Here is a 21,673-nt window from a genome sequence, read left to right as displayed (position 1 = left end):
TAGAGAGACTATGAAAAAAGTATTACAAAAATATTGGGCATGGGCTTTTGTGGTCATTCCCCTCTTGTTACAAGCAATTTTCTTCTATGTGCCGATGTTCCAAGGAGCCTTTTACAGTTTTACCAACTGGACAGGTTTGACGTATAACTACAAGTTTGTCGGCTTAAACAACTTTAAACTCCTCTTCATGGATCCAAAATTCATGAATGCGATTGGATTTACCGCGATCATCACCATTGCCATGGTGGTTGGTGAGATTGCCCTTGGGATCTTCATTGCGCGTGTCTTGAACTCTAAAATCAAAGGTCAGACCTTCTTCCGTGCATGGTTCTTCTTCCCAGCTGTTTTGTCTGGTTTGACAGTAGCTTTGATCTTCAAGCAAGTCTTCAACTACGGTCTTCCAGCGATTGGGAATGCCCTTCATATTGAGTTCCTCCAAACCAGTCTTTTAGGGACTAAGTGGGGAGCAATCTTTGCGGCTGTCTTTGTCCTTCTATGGCAAGGGGTGGCTATGCCTATCATTATCTTCCTAGCAGGTCTGCAATCCATCCCAACTGAGATTACAGAAGCTGCGAAGATCGATGGCGCGACTAGCAAGCAAGTCTTCTGGAATATTGAATTGCCTTACTTGCTACCAAGTGTCTCTATGGTCTTTATCCTAGCCCTAAAAGGTGGGCTAACCGCCTTTGACCAAGTCTTTGCCATGACTGGTGGTGGTCCAAACAATGCCACAACCTCACTTGGGCTCTTGGTTTATAACTATGCCTTTAAAAACAACCAATTCGGTTATGCCAATGCCATTGCCGTAATCTTGTTCTTCTTGATTGTAGTGATTTCAATCATCCAATTGAGAGTATCTAAGAAATTTGAAATTTAAGAGGAGAAGCACGATGAAACAAGATGAAAGAAAAGCCTTGATTGGCAAATACATTCTATTGATTCTAGGATCGGTTCTGATTTTAGTGCCACTCCTTGCCACCCTCTTTAGTTCCTTCAAACCCACCAAGGATATCGTAGACAATTTCTTTGGATTCCCGACGAATTTCACATTGGACAATTTTAGTCGACTCTTGGCTGATGGAATCGGAGGCTATTACTGGAACTCTGTCGTCATCACTGTCTTGTCTTTACTTGCAGTAATGATCTTTATCCCCATGGCGGCCTACTCCATCGCTCGCAATATGAGTAAAAGAAAAGCCTTTACTATCATGTATACCCTCTTAATCCTCGGAATCTTCGTACCTTTCCAAGTCATCATGATTCCGATTACGGTTATGATGAGTAAACTCGGTTTGGCTAATACCTTTGGTTTGATCTTGCTCTACTTGACCTATGCGATTCCACAGACCCTCTTCCTCTATGTGGGCTATATCAAAATCTCGATCCCAGAAAGTCTGGATGAAGCAGCAGAGATCGATGGGGCTAATAAATTTACAACCTATTTCCGCATCATCTTCCCAATGATGAAACCCATGCATGCAACAACCATGATCATCAATGCCCTTTGGTTCTGGAATGATTTCATGTTGCCACTCCTTGTCTTGAACCGGGATTCCAAAATGTGGACTCTGCCATTGTTCCAATACAACTACGCAGGCCAATATTTCAACGACTACGGACCAAGCTTTGCCTCATACGTTGTCGGCATTATCAGTATCACCATTGTCTATCTCTTCTTCCAACGCCATATCATCGCAGGAATGAGCAACGGCGCAGTGAAATAATAAGATACAAAGCCCGTTAAAAGCTCACAGTGAAAATAGGGAATCTGAATAAGAAGCCTTGGCTTCTTGGAGGATTCATCTTTTTCACACAGAGCTTAGGGTGTGTTCAATTCTAGAAACAAAGGGACGATTCAGCTTGCTGAAAATTTCTGTAGTACCCTAGGGCATCCACATCCGTAGACTACTGAAGTAGTAACGGCTGTGGAAATATAGGAAATCGACGTAGTGTGCTTGCACACAAGGAGATTTATCTTTTTTCCTAAGAAATTAGTCCCGTGTTCAATTCTGTACACAAAGGGACGATTCAGCTTGCTGATTTCAATCGTATCCTAGGAAGCAATTCTAAAATAGAAAAACTCAAGAAAGCCAGGTCTCCTAAGACTTGGCTTTCAAAAAAGAAAAGGAAACCATTATGCCAATTCAAAATAAAACCATGTTAATTACTTACTCAGATAGCTTAGGAAATAACCTTAAGGATCTCTATGAAAATCTGGAGAAGCACTTTGGAGATGCAGTAGGTGGAGTACACCTCTTGCCATTTTTCCCATCAACTGGTGACCGTGGATTTGCGCCTGTAGACTATGATCAAGTGGATCCAGCCTTTGGGGATTGGGAAGATGTTAAACGCCTGGGGGACAAGTATTATCTCATGTTTGACTTTATGATCAATCACATTTCCCGTCAGTCTAAATACTACAAAGATTATCAAGCGAAGCATGACCAAAGTGCTTACAAGGATCTCTTTCTCAACTGGGACAAGTTCTGGCCGGAGAATCGTCCTACTCAAGCAGACGTAGACTTGATTTATAAGCGCAAAGATCGAGCTCCCAAGCAAGAAATTACCTTTGCGGATGGGACAACTGAGCATCTCTGGAATACCTTCGGGGAAGAGCAGATTGACCTGGACGTGACCAAGGAAGTGACCATGGACTTTATTCGCAAGACTATCGAACACCTGGCAAGCAATGGCTGTGACCTCATTCGTTTGGACGCCTTTGCCTATGCGGTGAAGAAATTGGACACCAATGATTTCTTCGTTGAGCCAGACATTTGGGATTTGTTGGATAAGGTGCGCGATATGGCAGCAGGCTACGGTGCTGAGCTTCTTCCAGAGATTCATGAGCACTATTCCATTCAATTTAAGATTGCCGATCACGACTATTATGTCTATGACTTTGCCCTTCCAATGGTGACCCTCTATACCCTCTATAGCTCAAAAGTGGAGCGCCTTGCTAAGTGGTTGAAGATGAGTCCGATGAAGCAATTCACGACACTCGATACCCATGACGGGATTGGGGTGGTTGATGTCAAGGATATCTTGACAGATGAAGAAATTGACTATGCATCAAATGAGCTCTACAAGGTAGGAGCAAATGTGAAACGCAAATATTCAACAGCAGAGTATAACAACTTGGACATCTACCAAATCAATTCGACCTACTATTCAGCGCTTGGAGATGACGATAGCAAGTACTTCCTAGCCCGCTTGATTCAAGCATTTGCGCCAGGTATTCCACAAGTGTATTATGTTGGATTCCTAGCTGGGAAGAATGATTTGGAACTCTTAGAAAACACCAAAGAAGGCCGCAATATCAACCGTCATTACTACAGCAATGAAGAAATTGCTCAAGAAGTAGAGCGTCCAGTTGTGAAATCCCTTCTCAAGCTCTTTAGTTTCCGGAACAACTCGCAAGCTTTTGACCTAGAAGGAAGCATTGAAGTGGAAACACCAGATGAACATACCATTGTCATCACGCGCCAAAACAAAGACCAGACCGCCACAGCAGTAGCCCGAATCAATCTTGCTGACGGGACTTACCAAGTGACAGAAAATGGTCAAGACATTGAGTTTTAAAAAAATATGAATGAACGAAAGGATAAGTGAAAAATCGCTTATCCTATTTTTTATTTCAGATATTGCAACCGTTTACAAAACTATAAAACAATGGTACAATATCTATTGAAAGAAAGGAGGTCGCTTTATGAAAAAAATCATGTATCCATCTGCGGCCCTATTAGCGGCTTTTGCTCTATTGTCCGTCCAAACAGCAAAAGCAGACACAGCTCAAGCGTCGGATCAAGCCAATGAACCGGCAGCAACAGTAGAAGAGGTGGTGGCTTCTCCAACGCCAGAAACCACCACAGAAAATCAGGGAGAAGTGGCCGAAACGCCAACTTCAACAGACCGTGCAGTAACCCCTACAACCTCCCCAACGGAAACAACAACGGAGACGGCCTCTCCCCAAGTGGAAAAACTGCTTGAAGATATGCCTCTCAAGCAAAAGGTTACGCAAATGATCATGCCGGACTTCCGTAAGTGGCAGGAGGCAGGTCAGGAGTCGCCACAGGATCTCACCAAGGTCAATGCTGAAGTAGCAGATGCGATTGATAAATATGATTTTGGAGGCGTCATTCTTTTTGCTGAAAACGTCAAAGAAACCAAGCAGACCCTAGCTCTGACCCAAGATATGCAAAAGGCAGCGATTGAAAACAAGGCCAATAACGGGAAGATTCCTCTCTTGTTAGCCATCGACCAAGAAGGGGGCATTGTCTACCGCTTGGGCACAGGGACAGCCCTTCCGGGCAATATGGCCATCGGAGCGACCAATGATCCCAAGTTAGCGACCGAAGCTGGACAAATTATTGGTCGAGAACTTTCTGCTCTTGGTTTGAATGTTGATTTCGCACCTGTATTGGATACCAATAACAATCCACAAAACCCTGTCATTGGTCTACGTTCTTTCTCATCTGATCCAAACCGGGTTGCTTACTTAGGAATTCCAATGATGAAAGGGATTCAAGACTACAATGTCGCTGTAGCGGCCAAGCACTTCCCAGGCCACGGGGATACAGCGGTCGATTCCCATACAGGTCTCCCATTGGTGGATAAATCTCTTGCCGAACTTGAAAAATTGGAGCTCCTTCCATTCAAAAAAGCTATGGATGAAGGGGTAGACCTCTTGATGACAGCCCATATCCAATACCCACAGATTGAAAAAGATCAGGTTGTGTCAAAAGAAACGGGTGAGAAAATCTATGTTCCAGCGACACTTTCAGATGATATTTTAACGGGCTTGGTAAGGAAGAAATACGGCTATAAGGGCGTGATTGTCTCCGATGCCATGGGAATGGATGCCATTGCCAAGAACTTCGGTGAGGTGGAAGCTGTGAAAATGGCCATCAAAGCAGGAGTTGACCTAGTCTTGATGCCAACGACCCTTCGCAGTAAAGCCGATTTGAGCAAGATTGATACCATTGTCGATGCAGTGGTAGATGCCGTGAAAACCGGTGACATTTCAGAAGAGCGCTTAAATGAGTCGGTTCGTCGGATCCTGACTCTCAAAGAAAAACGTGGGGTCCTAAATTTTGATCCAAGTGCTCGGACAGCTGAAAAAGCAGAAGAAGCAGTCGGATCTAGTCTCAACCGTGACTTGGAACGTAAGATTGCAGCAGCAGCGGTGACGGTTGTAAAAAATGAAGACAATACCTTGCCATTTAAGGTGCAAACAGGGGACCATGTCTTACTCTTAGGAGCTTTTGAAAACGAAGTTCCTGGACTCGATTTGGGTATGCGTCGCTTAATTGCTGACGGAGTGCTTCCAAAAGACACCTCCTTTGTGGCCAAGAACTTCACTAAAGAATCTACTCTGGATAGTCTAAAAGAAGATCTTGAAAAAGCGACTCACATCGTAGTCATTTCAGAGATCGGTTATGAAGGGCAACTGGATAAAGATTTCTGGCGGACCAAGATCCCAACAGAGATCGTCAATTATGCCAATACCAACCATAAGAAGGCAGCTGTCCTTTCTATCTCTAAACCTTATGATGTAGCCAACTATCCAGCAGCCAAAGCCATTTTGGCAGTCTATGGAAATAAGGGAATGGATCCAACGGAATCCCTCAAACCAGACAATGCATTTGGTCCTAATATTCCTGCAGGAGTGGAAGTCATCTTCAATGGCAAAGAACATCTAGGTACCTTACCGGTTGATATTCCAAAAATTGTAGACGGAAAAATGTCGGAAACAGAGTACGCCTACCGTATTGGTCATGGTCTCTTCTATCCAGCACCTGCACCATTGCCAACACCAGAAACCCAAGATCCAACTTCACCAGTTCAAGATCCAACCCATCAGACACAACCAGTAGAGGTTGGTCACACTGGAACACAGGTTCTTGTTAGCAAGCAAGAAAAGGTGAGCCCTCTTGATGGTCCACAAGTCACTCCGGTTTCTGTATCACATGACACTGCTCAGGTTCCTGCAAGTGTTTCAGCCAGTCCTGCATCATCGGTATTGCCAAAAACCGGTCAAACAGGGAACCTCCTCTCCCTTATGGGTGTCAGCCTCTTAACCTTCCTTGGATCTTTTGTCTATCCAAGAAAGAAAAACTAATGAATTAAGAATCTCAATTGGGTGATTTCCCAATTGAGATTTTTTAGTAAAGTTTTACTAATATTAACTCGAACGATACCAATTTAGTTGGAAATAATATATGGTTTAAAACCTATATTGTAGGCTTTTTAAATATAAAATAAAAATTAAATAAAATTTTACTAAAAACACTTGAACTTTTACTTCTGATCAGATATAATACAAGTATAAAAACGTTTACAAAACTAAAGGAGTTTCTCATGACGACAACAATCACATCTCAAGATTTACAAGCAAAATTCCAGGCTGTCTTTGGGGAAAAGGCTGACCACACTTTCTTCTCACCAGGACGGATTAATCTGATTGGTGAACATACTGACTATAATGGTGGCCATGTCTTCCCAGCGGCTATCACACTTGGTACCTACGGAGCGGCAAGAAAGCGTGAGGATAAGGTCTTGCGTTTCTTCTCAGGAAACTTTGAAGACAAGGGGATCATTGAAGTCCCACTGGATAATCTCCACTTTGAAAAAGAGCACAACTGGACCAACTATCCAAAAGGCGTGCTCCATTTCTTGCAAGAAGCGGGTCATGTTATTGATAGCGGAATGGACGTCTATGTCTACGGCAATATTCCAAATGGATCCGGTCTTTCTTCTTCAGCTTCGCTTGAGCTCTTGATTGGCGTTATCGCTGAGAAACTATATGATCTTCAGTTAGATCGTCTAGATCTGGTCAAGATCGGCAAACAAACTGAAAATCACTTCATCGGAGTCAACTCTGGGATCATGGACCAATTTGCCATCGGTATGGGAGCCGACCAACGGGCTATTTATCTCGATACCAACACCCTAGAGTATGATTTGGTACCGCTGGACCTCAAAGACAATGTCGTAGTCATCATGAATACCAACAAACGCCGGGAATTAGCGGATTCAAAATACAATGAACGTCGTTCAGAATGTGAAACCGCCGTCTCTGAACTCCAAGAAAAATTGGATATCCAAACCTTAGGGGAATTGGATCTCTGGTCTTTTGATGCCTACAGCTACTTGATCAAGGATGAAAATCGCATCAAACGGGCTCGTCATGCTGTACTTGAAAACCAACGGACCCTCCAAGCTCGTAAGGCACTTGAAGCAGGTGATTTGGAAGGCTTTGGCCGTCTCATGAATGCTTCCCACGTATCCTTGGAGCATGACTACGAAGTGACTGGTCTAGAATTAGATACCTTGGTGCATACAGCCTGGGAACAAGAAGGCGTCTTGGGTGCTCGTATGACTGGAGCAGGCTTTGGTGGTTGTGCCATTGCCCTCGTAAACAAAGATAAGGTTGAAGCATTTAAAGAAGCTGTCGGCAAACGCTATGAAGAAGTCGTTGGTTATGCGCCTAGCTTTTATATTGCAGAAGTTGCGGCAGGGACACGAGTTTTAGACTAGGTGATAATAATGGAAGCTGTAATATTTGATTTAGATGGCTTATTAGCCGATACTGAAATCATTTCTCTAAAAGTTTATCAAGAATTGCTTAGAGATTTTGGAATTCCTTTCACAGAAGAAACTTATTCTAGAGACTACAGTGGACATAGGGAAGAGGAGAATGTTCAACGGTTTTTGGATACCTATGATTTACCTTGGAACTTTGACCAAACCTTGGCTAAAGTCTATGAACTGGAAGCTAAAATCTTAGCCCAAGGTGTTCATTTAAAAAAAGGTGCTAAGAATTTACTTACTTTTTTGAAAACAGAGGGCATTCCAATCGCCTTAGCAACTTCAAGTGTTGAATCTCGGGCTAGAATGATCTTGGATAGCAATGGGATCCTGTCCCTATTTGATCATCTAGTTTTTGCAAAAGATGTCAAACGAAGTAAACCTTACCCAGATATATTTTTAAAGGCTTGTAGTGATTTGAATGCTTTACCAGAGAATTGCTTAGTACTAGAGGATAGTGAGGCAGGGATTGAAGCAGCCTATCGGGCTGGAATCCCAGTCATATGTGTTCCAGATTTAAAAGTACCAGCACAGTCTTTCTTAACTAAAGCAGAACAAGTTTTCCAGGATTTGGATGCTGTCAGAGACTATTTAAAACGTAAGAAGGAGAATCAATGAATCAGGGAATTTTGGATGCATTTGTCACAGCCGTCATAGCGGCGAGTGACTACGAAGAGATGGATCGGATTTATCTAAAAAATCGCATCATGAGTCGCGTTGGAGAAGAAGGGCTAGACGGACCAGTCCAAAAAGAAGAGTTGATCGCACTTAAAGATCAGCTGGTAGAGATCGCTGTTGCAAATAGCAAGATCCAGGATAGTATGGCCGCAAAAGACAGTTTGGGTGCGGAGTTGATGGATTGGATCACCCCTAGTCCTAGTCAAGTCAACCATCGCTTTTGGGAGACCTACCGTCAGTCCAAGGAAGACGCGATTGCGGATTTCTATGCCCTCTCTAAGCGCAATGATTACATCAAGGTCAAAGCCATTGCGCAAAATATTGCCTTTGAGACACAAACTCCCTACGGTTCTCTTGAAATCACCATCAATCTGTCAAAACCTGAAAAAGATCCTAAAGACATTGCAGCGGCCAAGCTTGCCAAAGCCAGTCATTATCCAGCCTGCCAATTGTGCTTTGAAAATGAAGGCTATCAAGGTCGCCTAGACCATCCAGCCCGGGCCAATCATCGGATTATCCGTTTTGACATGGACGGTCATGACTGGGGCTTTCAGTATTCCCCTTATGCCTACTTCAATGAACACTGCATTTTCCTCGATAGCCAGCATGTTCCCATGGCCATTAGTCGCAAGACCTTTGAGCGACTCTTGACCATTGTCGAGACTTTTCCAGGCTATTTTGCGGGCTCCAATGCAGACCTGCCCATTGTAGGGGGATCCATCCTGACTCATGACCATTACCAAGGCGGACGCCACACCTTCCCTATGGAGCTGGCTCCTGTGGAGGAAAGCTTTACCATTAAGGGATTTGAGGCTGTATCGGTAGGAATTGTCAACTGGCCCATGTCAGTTCTTCGTTTGAATTCAGATGACAAGGCGCAATTGATTGCCCTGGCAGACCATATCCTAACAGCCTGGCGAGGCTACTCGGATCCAGCTGTTCAGGTCTTAGCGGCATCCGACGGTCAGCCCCACCATACCATTACCCCCATTGCACGGATTCGTGATGGGCATTATGAATTGGACTTGGTGCTCCGTGACAACCAAACCTCACCAGAGCATCCCGATGGCATTTATCACCCACATGCGGATGTGCAACACATCAAAAAAGAAAATATCGGCCTGATCGAAGTCATGGGCTTGGCCATTTTGCCACCTCGCCTCAAGGAAGAGCTCAAGCAGGTTCAAGACTATTTGATTGGACGTGAGAGTACAGTGGCAACCTACCACCAGCCTTGGGCAGATGATTTGAAAGCCACTAACCCAGCCATCACAGATGGAGCAGAGGCAGAAGCCCTTGTCCGTGAATCGGTTGGCCAGATCTTTGCGCGCGTGCTGGAAGATGCTGGAGTCTACAAGCGAACGGCAGAAGGACAAGCTGCCTTTAGGCGCTTTGTTGTGACACTTTAAGTGTGGAGAAGCGGCAGAAATTTGGTACAATAAGATAGAAGATAAGAAGCGAAAGGAAAACAAATGGCAATACTCGTACTCGGAGGAGCTGGTTACATCGGTTCCCACATGGTGGACCGTTTGGTCAATGAAGGACAGGAAAAAGTCGTCGTGGTCGATAGTCTGGTCACAGGCCACCGTGCAGCGGTGCATCCAGATGCCGTCTTTTACCAAGGAGACCTGGCGGACAAAGACTTTATGCGCACTGTGTTTAAAGAACACGCAGATATCGATGCGGTCATCCACTTTGCGGCCTATTCACTGGTCGCTGAGTCCATGGCAGATCCATTAAAATATTTTGACAACAATACAGCAGGCATGGTCAAACTCTTGGAAGTCATGCATGAATGTGGGGGGCACTACATCGTCTTTTCTTCAACTGCTGCCACTTACGGCATTCCAGAAGAAATTCCGATTCTTGAAACCACTCCACAAAAACCAATCAATCCATACGGGGAAAGCAAGCTCATGATGGAAACCATTATGCGCTGGGCTGATCAAGCCTACGGGATCAAGTATGTGCCCCTTCGTTACTTTAATGTAGCAGGTGCTAAGCCAGATGGATCCATCGGAGAAGACCATGGACCAGAGACCCATCTCCTGCCAATCGTCTTGCAAGTGGCCCAAGGCAAACGCGAGAAGATCTCTATTTTTGGAGATGACTACCAGACACCAGATGGCACCAATGTTCGGGACTACGTCCATCCATTTGACTTGGCAGATGCCCATCTTTTAGCAGTGGAATATCTCCGAAATGGCAACCCATCCACTGCCTTTAATCTGGGCTCATCGACAGGATTCTCCAATCTTCAAATCGTTGAAGCAGCCCGCAAGGTGACAGGACATCCGATCCCACTTGAGCTGGCCGATCGCAGACCAGGAGATCCAGATACCCTGATCGCATCCTCTGAGAAGGCGCGTGCCATCCTCGGTTGGCAACCTAAATTTGACAATATCGAAACCATTATCCAAACAGCCTGGGCTTGGCATTCCAGCCACCCAGATGGCTACAATGATCGATAAGGAGGGACTGCGGACATCATTTTTGAGACTTTTCTAATAACATTTAAAATGACAGTTGATCTTGCTAAATGACTCGTTTCAAACGTCAGTCATTTCCTTAACCATCATAAAAAGTGAGGTATTCAAAATGAATAAAACCACAAAAATGTTAGCCGTCTTCTTGACAGCAGGTCTTCTTTTAGCTGGTTGCGCACAAAAAGAGAGTACAAAATCTACTAGTCCATCGTCTACTAAGGCGACCAGTAAAGCAACAAGCAAATCATCCGCTAAAGAAAAGACAAAAGAGTCATCAACTGATGAAAGCAAAAAAGAAGATGCACTAGCAGGTGCACAAAAAACCGTTCTCGAAACGAGTGATGAAGCAGGTAAGTCAACTATCACCTTGTATTACAAGGGAGATACCTTGTTATTACAAGAAAAAGTTGATGATTACGACGTCTCAAAAGTGCCTGGTGAGAACCCTCTTGAAACCATGAAAGAAGCCGTGGCCAAGAGCCAAGAAAAATTCAAAGATCTGATGGGCCATGGATTTGAACTAACATCAGAATACAAAGACGGAATCTTTTATATCCGCAATACCATTGATTACACAAAAATCGATTTTAATAAATTAAAAGAAATCGTCCCAGGCTTTAATCCCCTAGATGACAAAACAGTCAGTTATTCAGTAACGAAAGACAGTCTTATCAAGGGCGGAATGGTCGAAAAATAAACCAAATGGAGAGCAGCTCAGTTTGCTGCTCTTTTTTTTGTTTTGGTATGAATTCATGGGCATATTTTGGTAGAATAGGATTTAAACAAAAGTGAGTTTAAAGAAATTTAACTTAACTGTAGTATGAAAAAATAGCATTAGTTAATGAGGTTTTTCTAATGATGAACAGTAGTATGAAAGAGACTTTTTTAGAAGCGATCGATCATTTGTTGTCTATCATTGACAAATATAATATTAAAAATATTGGTCCACAAGTAGATGAGCTACATATTTTGAAAGAATATGTAAATACTAATAAAGAAATGAGTTTAAGAGATAAATTGACAATTTATCAAGCCCTTTTTCCACCACATGGGGGATTATCTGACATTTACTATTGGAATAATGATATTGAAATAAGAAAACAGACAAACGAGACTATTGCTGAATTAACAATGATTATTGCTAATTATTTATTGGAACGGTAACCTTTGCTGATATTATCGAATTATGTAAAGTCATTAAAATTAGAACTCGATTGATGATCTAAGATATTGATACTCCGGTTTGTTAAATATTTGGGTAATTATTGTAAGTTTTTGAGTGACGGCTCGGAGTTTTAAATAATGGAGAAGTGATGAACAATAAAGAATTTGAAAATTTATTTTATAAAGTCCCTGAAGGGGTTGATTATGCTGATATATTGGAAGATGTTGATCTAGAGGATGTTCCTGAAGAAACGATTCAAAAGTTGACTTCATTATTGGACAGTGATGATGACTATTTACGTTATCAAGCCTCTCGATTGTTGACCATTTGGGGAATTAGAGAAGGCTTTGATGTCTTGACTCAGATGTTCAGTCAAGGGCAATTAGAAGGGATGATTTCGCATCGTCTGTATGGTTATGATGATACCAATCGGATTTTTCTATATGATATCGTAAATTATTGGGCGAGCCGGTATGATTTGGGCGAAGAGAAGATAGCTAGAGGGGGAATTTATCCTTATGTTTGTAAAATCATCGAACAGGCTGAGACTGGATATTATGATATTTCAAAAATATATCGACTGGTTAGCGAGGAACATTATACGGAATACATCCCATACCTGAAACACTTCCTTTCAACTATTATGGACAAACCTGAGGATAATTATTGGCGAATTCATGATACCTTGAAGCTATTCCTCAAGGTAGAGCCTGATTATGTGACACAGTTATTAAAAGAAAAGCAAAAATCATTGGGAGATTTTGGAATCGAGGATAAAGGTGAAAGAAATTAAATTTTATAAAGTAAATGATGAGTATGGTTTTATGTCCAATTTTGCTCCCTACCCTTTTTCAGATGGTAGCAGAATCTGGCCAACATCAGAGCATTATTTTCAAGCACAAAAGTTTTTAGTACCCCAAATTCAAGAGAAAATTCGTCAGATAGCATCTCCAATGGATGCTGCTTTGGAGGGACGCAATCGTCAAAATCCCTTGAGATCAGATTGGGAAGAGGTCAAAGATGAGGTAATGCTCCAGGCTCTTCGGATGAAATTTAGCCAAAATCCAGAAATCGTAAGGGAATTGCTGGCGACAGGAGATGCCAACATCATCGAACATACGCGAAACGACGCCTACTGGGCTGATGGGGGAGATGGCACTGGGAAGAACAAACTAGGCCTTCTCTTAATGCAAGTGCGGGAAGAGTTGAAAAACTCTATCCTGTAAGATCTCTCCTCTAGTTATTCCATTTAACAGTCTGGGTTTGGTATAACAGTCAACTAGATAGTTACAATGATCAACAGGAGATATTCCTGAATGTGTAATGAAAGATATTAGTACAAAGAGCGGAGAGCATACATGGAACATAGTAAATTAGAATGGGAAGATGTTATCCAGTTTGAAGAAGTAGAAGGATACGGGAAGTCAATCTGGAAAAATGAGGACAAATATTATTTAGTTTTAGAAGAGGGAACTGTGGCTTCTTGGTTAGCAGTCTATGATTTACCCCAAGAATTATTCTCTCTATTAGATAGTGGAGAGAGATCACTACTCGAAATATCTTGGAAGATTAAGCATGATTCTTGGCCACCGACGGAAGAAGAAAAGAGGGCTAGTGAGAAACGTTTCATAGAAGAGAGTCCCACATCATTAATTGATATACCTGAAACTAGAGAATTATTTACTCAGGAAGAGCTAAAAAGATTAATTCCGATTGCTGAGCAAATGTGGATTGACTGGAGAGGTAAACTTCCAGATGATTATGTATCACCATTGAAATAGCTTGTAAGGAATTTGTTTATACACTATTAGTTGTAAGCAAGTTCCTGTTTTTACTTTAAGTGGACTAAATGAATCGCTCCGAAAATGTGTCCAAAATATTGACAGAATTCCATTATTACCAAATCAATGGCCATTAGACTGGATAGTGAATATAGGAATTGTACCAAGTTGATGTTTTGAACTATGAAAAATAAATATATGAAATATACAGACAAATTACAAGATTTAATTGACTTAGAATATCCAAGTCAAAAGTTATACCCGGGAATTATACAGGATATATATAACTTAACTAAGTGTATAAGAAGAGGAGAAAATATCGGTGACATTAATTTTTTTAGTTTAGCAAGAAGATTTATAGATGAAACTATGGATTATAAAAGCGAAATTTTAGTAGTCTTAAAACAATTAGAGAAAGAGTTAAAAAAAGAAAATTGATGGACAATAGATTAATTGATTAGATAATGAACCTAAGAATATGTTATGATAAAAGTATAGAGATACAATTATTTAAAGAATTATTACAGACAAAATTTTTGTGCCCTATCAGTATTGATGATCACCAAATATTAATACAAAGAGCGGATAATGTTCATGAAATATAGTAAACTAGGCTGGGAAGAAGTTAGTAAGTTTGAGGAAATAAAAGGTTATGGACAACATATTTGGCGACATCATGAGAAATATTTTTTTGTTACAGATGAAGGGGGAATAGCTGAACGGAGGGTAGTCTATGAATTACCATTAGAACTATTTCAATCACCCTACCAAGTTTTTCTGAGTTACTTGAAAAGTCTAACTTAATTTGACAATTTAGGCAATAAAGAAATCCTAGACAAGCTTTTGAGCTATTCAGAAGACTTGAAATACCACTATAATCTCTATCAGCTCTTGCTTTTTCACTTTCAGAATAAGGAACCAGAGAAATTTTTTGGACTCATTGAAGACAATATAAAGAAGGTTCATTCTCTTTTTCAGACTGTCTTTAAAACATTTCTAAAGGACAAAGGGAAAATCATCAATGCCCTTCAGTTATCCTATTCCAACGCAAAATTGGAAGCGACTAATAATCTCATCAAACTTATCAAACGCAACGCCTTTGGTTTTCGGAACTTTGAAAACTTCAAGAAGCGAATTTTCATCGCTCTGAATATCAAAAAAGAAAGGACGAAATTTGTCCTTTCTCGAGCTTAGCTTTTCTTCAACCCACTACAGTTGACAAAGAGTCGTAGATTTTAGGTATTTACCTTGTCTACTTAAGAGGTATCATATCATCGAGATAAAGGTGATTTGTTTGTTCCTAAGAATGAGGTTTTAGGTTTGACTTGTGGCAACTTCTGGAAAAAGCTTGTCTAGGATTTTTGGAGTGATAGCTTGTCCAGGACCTTCAGCACAATAGGTGTGAATATACATAGCGGGATTGAAGTTGAGCTCGATACAAGTGCAATGAGGTTTTTCCTTGCTAGCAGGCTGAGTTTTATCTGGAATGATGAGGTCAACCCCGCAAGCCCAGGCCCCCATGCTAGTTGCCATAGCTGCTGCCAATTCTTGGTAAGAGGAATCTATTGTCTCAGTGACATCAATAGAGTCACCACCCGTAGAGATGTTGGAGTTACGGCGGAGATTGACCTTTTTCCCTTCTGGGAGAATATCATCAGGTGCATAACCTTGCTGAGTCAACATCAATTGTTCGATGTCTCCTAGCTTAATGATTTCCAGAGGTGAGCGGTGGTCACGGCCTCGCAATGGATTGGCATTTTTCTGAGCGACTAATTCACGAATGGTGTGTTTGCCATCACCGACAACATTAGCAGCGACACGAAGGAGGACAGACTCACAACGCCCGTCCAGAATGAAGAAACGGTATTCGGTTCCTGGGATAAATTCTTCAACAAGAACAGCTGTATCTTCTGCAAAGGCAATCTCGAGAGCTTTCTTATAGTTATCAAGGCTGGCAGGCTCTTGGAAAATGGAAATGCCCAGCCCGAAGTTGGTTGATTTTGGTTTAACCACAATTTGCTTGCCCTTGATAAGAGGATAGTAGGCTAGACCTTGTTCTAGACTGGTAAATTCGTCGCCGGCAGGGACAGGGAAGCCAGCATCAGCCAGGATTTTTTTGGTCACGGTTTTATTAGCCATGGCAAGAGGAACTACATAGTTGTCTTTTGAGGTCATGTTACCATTTTTGACGTACTCAACATGATCTTTATGCCAGAGTTTAAGGAATTGATCCTGCTCATCTAGGATTTCAAAATGAAGCCCTTTTTGAATGGCATCAAAGAGCAGCATCTGGGTAGAAAGTTCCATCTCCTCATAACCCTTAAGGGCATAGTGGGCAGTCCAGTCGTAATCATGATAGGCAAGCGCCTTGTCAAGGGCAAAGTCAGAAAGGGACTTGTCTTTGATATGAGGAAGAAGTTGAGCAGCTAGTGTCTGACTGGAATCTGCAAAGGCATCTTTAACTTGTTTGACCAGACCTTGATGATAGTCACCAAGCCCAAAATGTTGCACCAGTTGGTCTAGAGCTGTCGTAATGTTCTGAGTTTCAGCTTCAGAAGGTAGAGGTTCTAAAGGATGAGAGAGGGCAATTTTTTCATTCAGCGCGTGACCTTGAGCCAGAGCCTGATCAACATTTTCAGGGGCATCCAGCCAGAGGAAGGCTAGAAGGAGTAGGTGTACGGTATCCATGGTAGTTTGGCTAATACCGATACGCTCAAAGGGGTTGAGGTCGAAGTTACGGAATTCTAGGTAGGTGATTCCCTTGTCAAGGAAGGAGCGATTAACCTTTTGTCCACGGAAACGAACAGCCGAGTAAAATTCCTTTTCCGCAATCAAATCACCTTGTTCGATATAGTTTTCGATGGCAGAGACATAGTCTTCTAGGCTTGCAAAAGATACTTGTATTTCTTCCTTATTGACATAACCATGGTCGCTGTTTCGGAAGGAACGCACGAGTTCTGGCACTTCTTGGTCGAAGAAGCCTTGCTCAGCAACAGGTGCAGCACCAAAGAGATAGGTAATCACCCAACGATAGCGCAAATAGTTCTGAGCCAGCTTAAGATAGAGGGCGTTTTTGAAAGCAATTATATCAATCTGGTCACTTTCTTGGAATAGGGCTTCAACCAAATCTTTCCCTAGTTCCATATTATAGTGGATACCTGAGATAGCTTGTAGTTTAGTTCCGTATTTTTCGGCCAGGTAGTTACGATAATAGCGTTCAAATTCATTTTCCAGTTGGGCAACTTGGATTTCTTGGGCGTTGATACGAGGAGGCATGGACAAGGGCCAGAGAAGTTCATCTTTACTGATGGAACGTCCAGCTACATCGGTAATGGCTCCAAGAAATCGACGAGCCTCAGTGGTAGATTTAGCAACTGGTGTGATGAGTTCCATCTGAAACTCACAAAAATCTGTTTGAATATAAGGGTGGAAACTTCGAGCTCCTAGGCAGGAAGGGTGAGGCGTATGTGCTAATTTTCCCTGTCTATCGACACGAAGACTTTCGCGTTCAATTCCAAAGTTAGCTTGAAGGATAGGGCTAGTAGGCTCCAGCTTTTGAAGCAGTTGATTTATAGTCATAGAGTCACCTTTTCATCTAATGTTAGTGATAGTCTATTATAAATAGGAGAAGAAAACAACTTTCCGCTACGGTTAAGGGGAATTTCCGAATGTTTCAGATAAGAATTCTTAAAACCAGTTGTTTTTTAGCTATATTATATGGAAAAATTGTAAAATACCCACTGATTTTTATGTAAAATGTTATTTCTCTTGGAATTTAAATCAAATTAGCCTATACTAATGACGTATATATGAGAACGAAAGAATCCCTAGGGTCGGCACTGCACCCATAAAATGAGACACAAGAAAACACTCCTGTTGAAATCTGGTAAACTAGAAACAGGAGTGTTTTGTTATGGTCAAAAAAGCATATTCGGTAGAAACTAAGTTAGCCTGTATCGAAATGAAGAAGGCAGGCAAATCAAATAAAGTTATCATGGATACCCTCAGTATCAAAAATGCTAGTCAGGCCAAGAACTGGTTGCGATGGTATCAGAATGATGAATTGTACCGTTTCCACCAACCCGTGGGGAAACAATATACTTATGGTAATGGGATGAAACAGTTATCTGAAGTGGAACAGTTACGTTTGCAGGTAGAATTACTAAAAAAGTATCAGAGCTTGATAAGAGAATCGACAAAGTAAGTCTTATCAAGCTAGTAGAAGAGTATAAGAAAACGTGCGCTGTATCTATTATTTTAGAATGTTTCGGCGTCAAACGCTCCACCTTTATCGCTGGAAACAGGAGTGTAAGAATTCTCAGAAAAGAGGCGAAATAGCAGATAATGGCTGTATCGAATGGTTTCACTCTGTTCTCAAGTCTGAAACCTTCTATCTCCATAAGTGGAGAAACATAACTGAAGATAGTCTAACAGATATTGTCAAAAATTACATCATATTTTATCCTGATAATTATGTATCACCATTGAAATAGCCTGCGTGGAACTTGTTTAGACACCGTTAGTTGTGGACAAGTTTCTTTTTTTATTTTAGGTGCACTAGATGAATCTCTCCCAAAATGTGTTGAAAATATAAATAGAACTCTGGCTTTCTCCTAATGCAAGTACGGGAAGAGTTGAAAAACTCCACTCTGTAACCTCTCCTCTAGCTATTCCAACTATTTCATGCTAGAATAAAGAAAAACATATTTGGAGGCATTATGAATCAGACAGTGACTTATTTACAGGAATTGACAGCCATTCCTTCACCGACCGGTTTTACACGTGAGATCGCAGACTATTTGGTCAAAACCATTGAAGGCTTTGGGTACGAAGTAACTCGGACTGCTAAGGGTGGCGTGAATGTGACCATTCCTGGTGTGATCACAGACAAGCAACGCTACGTCACAGCCCATGTGGATACCTTGGGGGCTATTGTCCGCGCTGTGAAAGCAGATGGCCGCCTCAAGCTGGACCGTATCGGTGGTTTCCCTTGGAATATGATTGAAGGGGAAAATTGTACGGTCCATGTGGCTAATACCGGAAAGACCCATTCGGGTACGATTTTGGTCCATCAGACTTCTTGCCACGTCTACAAGGAGGCGGGGACTGTCGAGCGGACCCAGGACAATATGGAAGTCCGTCTGGATGAAAAAGTGACCAATGAGAAAAAAACCCGTGCCCTTGGTATTGAAGTGGGTGATTTTGTCAGCTTTGATCCCCGGACCATTGTGACAGATACTGGCTTTATTAAATCTCGTCACTTAGATGACAAGGTGAGTGCGGCGATTCTCTTGAATCTTCTGCGCGTGTACAAGGAAGAGCAGATCCAATTGCCAGTAACGACCACCTTTGCCTTTTCAGTCTTTGAAGAAGTGGGGCATGGGGCTAATTCCAGTATTCCGGCTGAAGTGGTCGAATACTTGGCAGTGGACATGGGGGCTATGGGAGATGACCAAGCGACGGATGAATACACGGTATCCATCTGTGTCAAAGACGCTTCTGGACCGTATCACTACGAATTCCGTCAGCATTTGGTAGCCTTGGCAAAAGCTCAAGAAATCCCTTATAAGTTGGATATCTATCCTTTCTATGGATCAGATGCCTCTGCAGCCATGAGCGCAGGAGCAGAAGTCAAACATGCCCTCCTCGGAGCAGGTATCGAATCTAGCCACTCATATGAGCGGACTCACTTGGATTCTGTAGTCGCAACAGAGCGCATGGTCGATGCCTACCTCAAGAGCGACTTAGTAGATTAAAAATTGGAACTACTCTCCGGAGTAGTTTTTTATAAACTAAAATTTTCTGAAAATTCCTTTTCTTCTGAAAATCTTTGTGGTATAATCTTAAAATAAACTTAAAATTTCTTAAGGAGTTTTACATGAAAAAAAGAAATGTCATTGCACTTGCGGGAGTTGCCCTCCTTTCAGCAGGTATCCTAGCAGCTTGTTCGGGTGGTTCTAAATCATCTAGCTCAAGCAACGGTCAAAAATTCTCATATGTTTATGAGACTGAGCCAGAAAACCTAAACTATATCACATCTGGTAAAGCAGCAACCCACGATATCACTGGAAACTTGATTGATGGTTTGTTTGAAAATGATAAATACGGGAACTTGATTCCATCTCTTGCAAAAGATTGGACAGTTTCGCAAGATGGCTTGACTTATACTTATAAACTTCGTGACGATGCTAAATGGTATGATTCAGAAGGCGAAGAGTATGCGGATGTAACAGCTAAAGATTTCGTCACAGGGATTAAATATGCGGCTGATAACAAATCAGAAATGCTCTACATCATCCAAGATTCTATCAAAGGCTTGAATGACTACGTCAGTGGTAAAAATAAAGATTTCTCAGCTGTAGGAGTAAAAGCAGTTGATGATCATACCCTTCAAATCACTTTGAACCAACCAGAATCTTACTGGAACTCTAAATTGACTCTTGGGATCACTTTCCCTGTCAACGAAAAATTCGTGAAATCAAAAGGGGATAAATTCGCTCAAGCAAGTGATACTAGCTCCCTTCTTTACAATGGTCCTTACATCTTGAAGAGCTTTACTTCAAAATCTTCTATCGAAATGACCAAGAATGAAAACTACTGGGATAAAGACAAGGTCTACATCTCAGATGTGAAATTGGAATTCTACGATGGACAAGACCAAAGTAAATTGGCTAAATCATTCGGTGAAAATGCTCTTAGCTTGGCCAAACTCTTCCCAACTGGATCTGGTTACTCAGAGCAAGCCAAAGAATTCAAAGACGAAATCACCTACACTCCTCAAGATGCTGCTTCTTATGTTATTGGTACCAACATCGACCGTCAATCTTACAAACACACAGCTAAGAAGACCGATGAAGAAAAACAATCTACTAAGAAAGCTCTCTTGAACAAGGACTTCCGTCAAGCGATCAGCTTTGCCTTCAACCGTGAAGCGTATGCTGCTCAATTGAACGGAAAAGACGGAGCAAGCAAGATCATCCGTAACCTCTACATTCCACCAACATTTGTCCAAGCTAATGGCAAGACCTTTGGTGAAATGGTGAAAACTCAATTGGATACCTACGGAGATGAGTGGAAATCTACTAAACTAGACGATGGTCAAAATGGTCTCTTCGATGCTAAGAAAGCGAAGGAAGAGTTTGCAAAAGCGAAGACTGCCTTGGAAGCAGAAGGTGTGAAATTCCCAATTCACATCGATATGCCTGTAGACCAAACCACACCATCAAGAGTTCAACGGGTACAATCCTTCAAACAATCAGTTGAAGAAGCACTTGGTAAAGAAAATATCGTCATCGATATCCAAATGCTTTCGAAGGAAGACCTTCAAAATGTGACCCTCTTTGCACCAAATGCGGCTGGCGAAGATTGGGATCTCTCTGATAATGTTGGATGGAGCCCTGACTACCAAGACCCATCAACTTACATGGATATCTTGAAAGCTTCATCTGGTGAAAATACTAAGACTTTCCTTGGATTTGACCCAAGTGAAAACAATGAAGCAGCTAAAAAAGTTGGTCTGTACGACTTTGAAAAGATGATTAAAGATGCTGGTGCAGAAACACAAGACGTCAACAAACGCTATGAAAAATATGCGGCAGCGCAAGCTTGGTTGACAGATAGTGCCCTTGTTATGCCAACTTCTTCATCAACTGGACGTCCATTCTTGACACGTATCGAACCATTCTCAGCTCCATTTGCATGGACTGGTGGTAAAGGAAAAGACCACGTGATCTACAAAGGGATGAAACTCCAAGATAAAGCTGTGACAACTGCTGACTACAACAAAGCCCTTGAAAAATGGCAAAAAGAACAAGCAGAGTCAAACAAAAAAGCACAAGAAGATCTTAAGAAACACGTCAAATAAGGATCGATAACCGAGGCTGATGCCTCGGTTTTTTTTGGATCAGATGAACATCTGTTTGATATAAAAACGCTTACATAGTATAATAGGAGTGTTGATTACAAAAAGTGAGGAG

The 21,673-nt window shown here is 41.9% G+C and carries 17 protein-coding genes and 2 pseudogenes; 18 read left to right on the top strand and 1 reads right to left on the bottom strand.

The annotated features are described in order from the left end of the window. The first annotated feature begins 10 nt into the window (after positions 1-10). The 15 genes and pseudogenes from PCY11_RS04160 to PCY11_RS04090 all read left to right on the top strand — a co-directional run. The gene (locus tag PCY11_RS04160; protein WP_049523549.1) at positions 11-877 is read left to right on the top strand and encodes a carbohydrate ABC transporter permease; all 867 of its coding nucleotides are present in this window, start codon (positions 11-13) and stop codon (positions 875-877) included. 13 nt (positions 878-890) lie between these two features. After that, positions 891-1,724 carry a carbohydrate ABC transporter permease gene (locus PCY11_RS04155; RefSeq protein WP_031573763.1) on the top strand — a complete coding sequence of 278 codons (834 nt, stop codon included), beginning with the start codon at positions 891-893 and terminating at the stop codon, positions 1,722-1,724. Between the two features lie 412 nt (positions 1,725-2,136). Then, positions 2,137-3,579 carry a sucrose phosphorylase gene (gene gtfA, locus PCY11_RS04150; RefSeq protein ID WP_070846570.1) on the top strand — a complete coding sequence of 481 codons (1,443 nt, stop codon included), beginning with the start codon at positions 2,137-2,139 and terminating at the stop codon, positions 3,577-3,579. Positions 3,580-3,706: 127 nt separating this feature from the next. Further along, on the top strand, positions 3,707-6,118 hold the full coding sequence (locus tag PCY11_RS04145) for a glycoside hydrolase family 3 N-terminal domain-containing protein (protein WP_070846569.1): 2,412 nt from the start codon (positions 3,707-3,709) through the stop codon (positions 6,116-6,118). 251 nt (positions 6,119-6,369) lie between these two features. After that, positions 6,370-7,536 (top strand): galactokinase, encoded by a 1,167-nt coding sequence (locus PCY11_RS04140; protein ID WP_070675790.1) that lies wholly within the window; start codon positions 6,370-6,372, stop codon positions 7,534-7,536. A gap of 9 nt (positions 7,537-7,545) precedes the next feature. Continuing rightward, entirely contained in the window at positions 7,546-8,205 is a 660-nt protein-coding gene (locus tag PCY11_RS04135) for an HAD family phosphatase (protein ID WP_070675721.1), read from the top strand. Next, a complete protein-coding gene (gene galT / locus PCY11_RS04130; RefSeq protein WP_070846568.1) occupies positions 8,202-9,674 on the top strand; it encodes a UDP-glucose--hexose-1-phosphate uridylyltransferase in 1,473 nt (490 codons plus the stop codon). Before PCY11_RS04135 ends, galT begins: the two co-directional genes overlap by 4 nt. A 63-nt stretch (positions 9,675-9,737) precedes the next feature. After that, positions 9,738-10,736, top strand: a complete 999-nt coding sequence (galE, locus tag PCY11_RS04125; RefSeq protein WP_070675716.1) for a UDP-glucose 4-epimerase GalE — start codon at positions 9,738-9,740, stop codon at positions 10,734-10,736. Positions 10,737-10,863: 127 nt separating this feature from the next. Beyond that, on the top strand, positions 10,864-11,448 hold the full coding sequence (locus PCY11_RS04120) for a DUF1307 domain-containing protein (RefSeq protein WP_003007820.1): 585 nt from the start codon (positions 10,864-10,866) through the stop codon (positions 11,446-11,448). 158 nt (positions 11,449-11,606) lie between these two features. Next, positions 11,607-11,915 carry an ABC transporter gene (locus PCY11_RS04115; protein WP_081103057.1) on the top strand — a complete coding sequence of 103 codons (309 nt, stop codon included), beginning with the start codon at positions 11,607-11,609 and terminating at the stop codon, positions 11,913-11,915. 149 nt (positions 11,916-12,064) lie between these two features. Continuing rightward, positions 12,065-12,709 carry a hypothetical protein gene (locus PCY11_RS04110; protein WP_070846567.1) on the top strand — a complete coding sequence of 215 codons (645 nt, stop codon included), beginning with the start codon at positions 12,065-12,067 and terminating at the stop codon, positions 12,707-12,709. Beyond that, the gene (locus PCY11_RS04105) at positions 12,696-13,142 is read left to right on the top strand and encodes an NADAR family protein (protein WP_061590737.1); all 447 of its coding nucleotides are present in this window, start codon (positions 12,696-12,698) and stop codon (positions 13,140-13,142) included. The genes PCY11_RS04110 and PCY11_RS04105 overlap by 14 nt, the downstream gene beginning before the upstream one ends. A gap of 132 nt (positions 13,143-13,274) precedes the next feature. Beyond that, positions 13,275-13,697, top strand: a complete 423-nt coding sequence (locus PCY11_RS04100; protein ID WP_049506594.1) for a hypothetical protein — start codon at positions 13,275-13,277, stop codon at positions 13,695-13,697. Between the two features lie 198 nt (positions 13,698-13,895). Continuing rightward, positions 13,896-14,135: a hypothetical protein gene (locus PCY11_RS04095; RefSeq protein WP_141754482.1), complete on the top strand. Its 240-nt coding sequence runs from the start codon at positions 13,896-13,898 to the stop codon at positions 14,133-14,135. Between the two features lie 381 nt (positions 14,136-14,516). After that, a pseudogene (locus tag PCY11_RS04090) lies at positions 14,517-14,891 on the top strand (transposase); the annotation flags it as partial. A 120-nt stretch (positions 14,892-15,011) separates the two neighbouring features. Here the strand turns inward: PCY11_RS04090 and gshAB are convergent. Beyond that, positions 15,012-17,276 (bottom strand): bifunctional glutamate--cysteine ligase GshA/glutathione synthetase GshB, encoded by a 2,265-nt coding sequence (gene gshAB, locus PCY11_RS04085; protein WP_061590736.1) that lies wholly within the window; start codon positions 17,274-17,276, stop codon positions 15,012-15,014. 334 nt (positions 17,277-17,610) lie between these two features. Here gshAB and PCY11_RS04080 point away from each other — a divergent pair. The 3 genes and pseudogenes from PCY11_RS04080 to PCY11_RS04070 all read left to right on the top strand — a co-directional run. Then, positions 17,611-17,865, top strand: a pseudogene (locus PCY11_RS04080) (IS3 family transposase); the annotation flags it as partial. A 550-nt stretch (positions 17,866-18,415) separates the two neighbouring features. Then, on the top strand, positions 18,416-19,453 hold the full coding sequence (locus PCY11_RS04075) for a M42 family metallopeptidase (RefSeq protein ID WP_070846565.1): 1,038 nt from the start codon (positions 18,416-18,418) through the stop codon (positions 19,451-19,453). A 122-nt stretch (positions 19,454-19,575) separates the two neighbouring features. Next, positions 19,576-21,561 (top strand): peptide ABC transporter substrate-binding protein, encoded by a 1,986-nt coding sequence (locus tag PCY11_RS04070; RefSeq protein WP_023918412.1) that lies wholly within the window; start codon positions 19,576-19,578, stop codon positions 21,559-21,561. Positions 21,562-21,673 lie beyond the last annotated feature (112 nt).

Source organism: Streptococcus sp. SP8 (genome assembly GCF_030440045.1).
GTDB classification, from domain to species: domain Bacteria; phylum Bacillota; class Bacilli; order Lactobacillales; family Streptococcaceae; genus Streptococcus; species Streptococcus parasanguinis_I.
The sequence above is the reverse complement of the archived record's forward strand: the minus strand, read 5'-3'. Positions and strand labels throughout refer to the sequence as shown.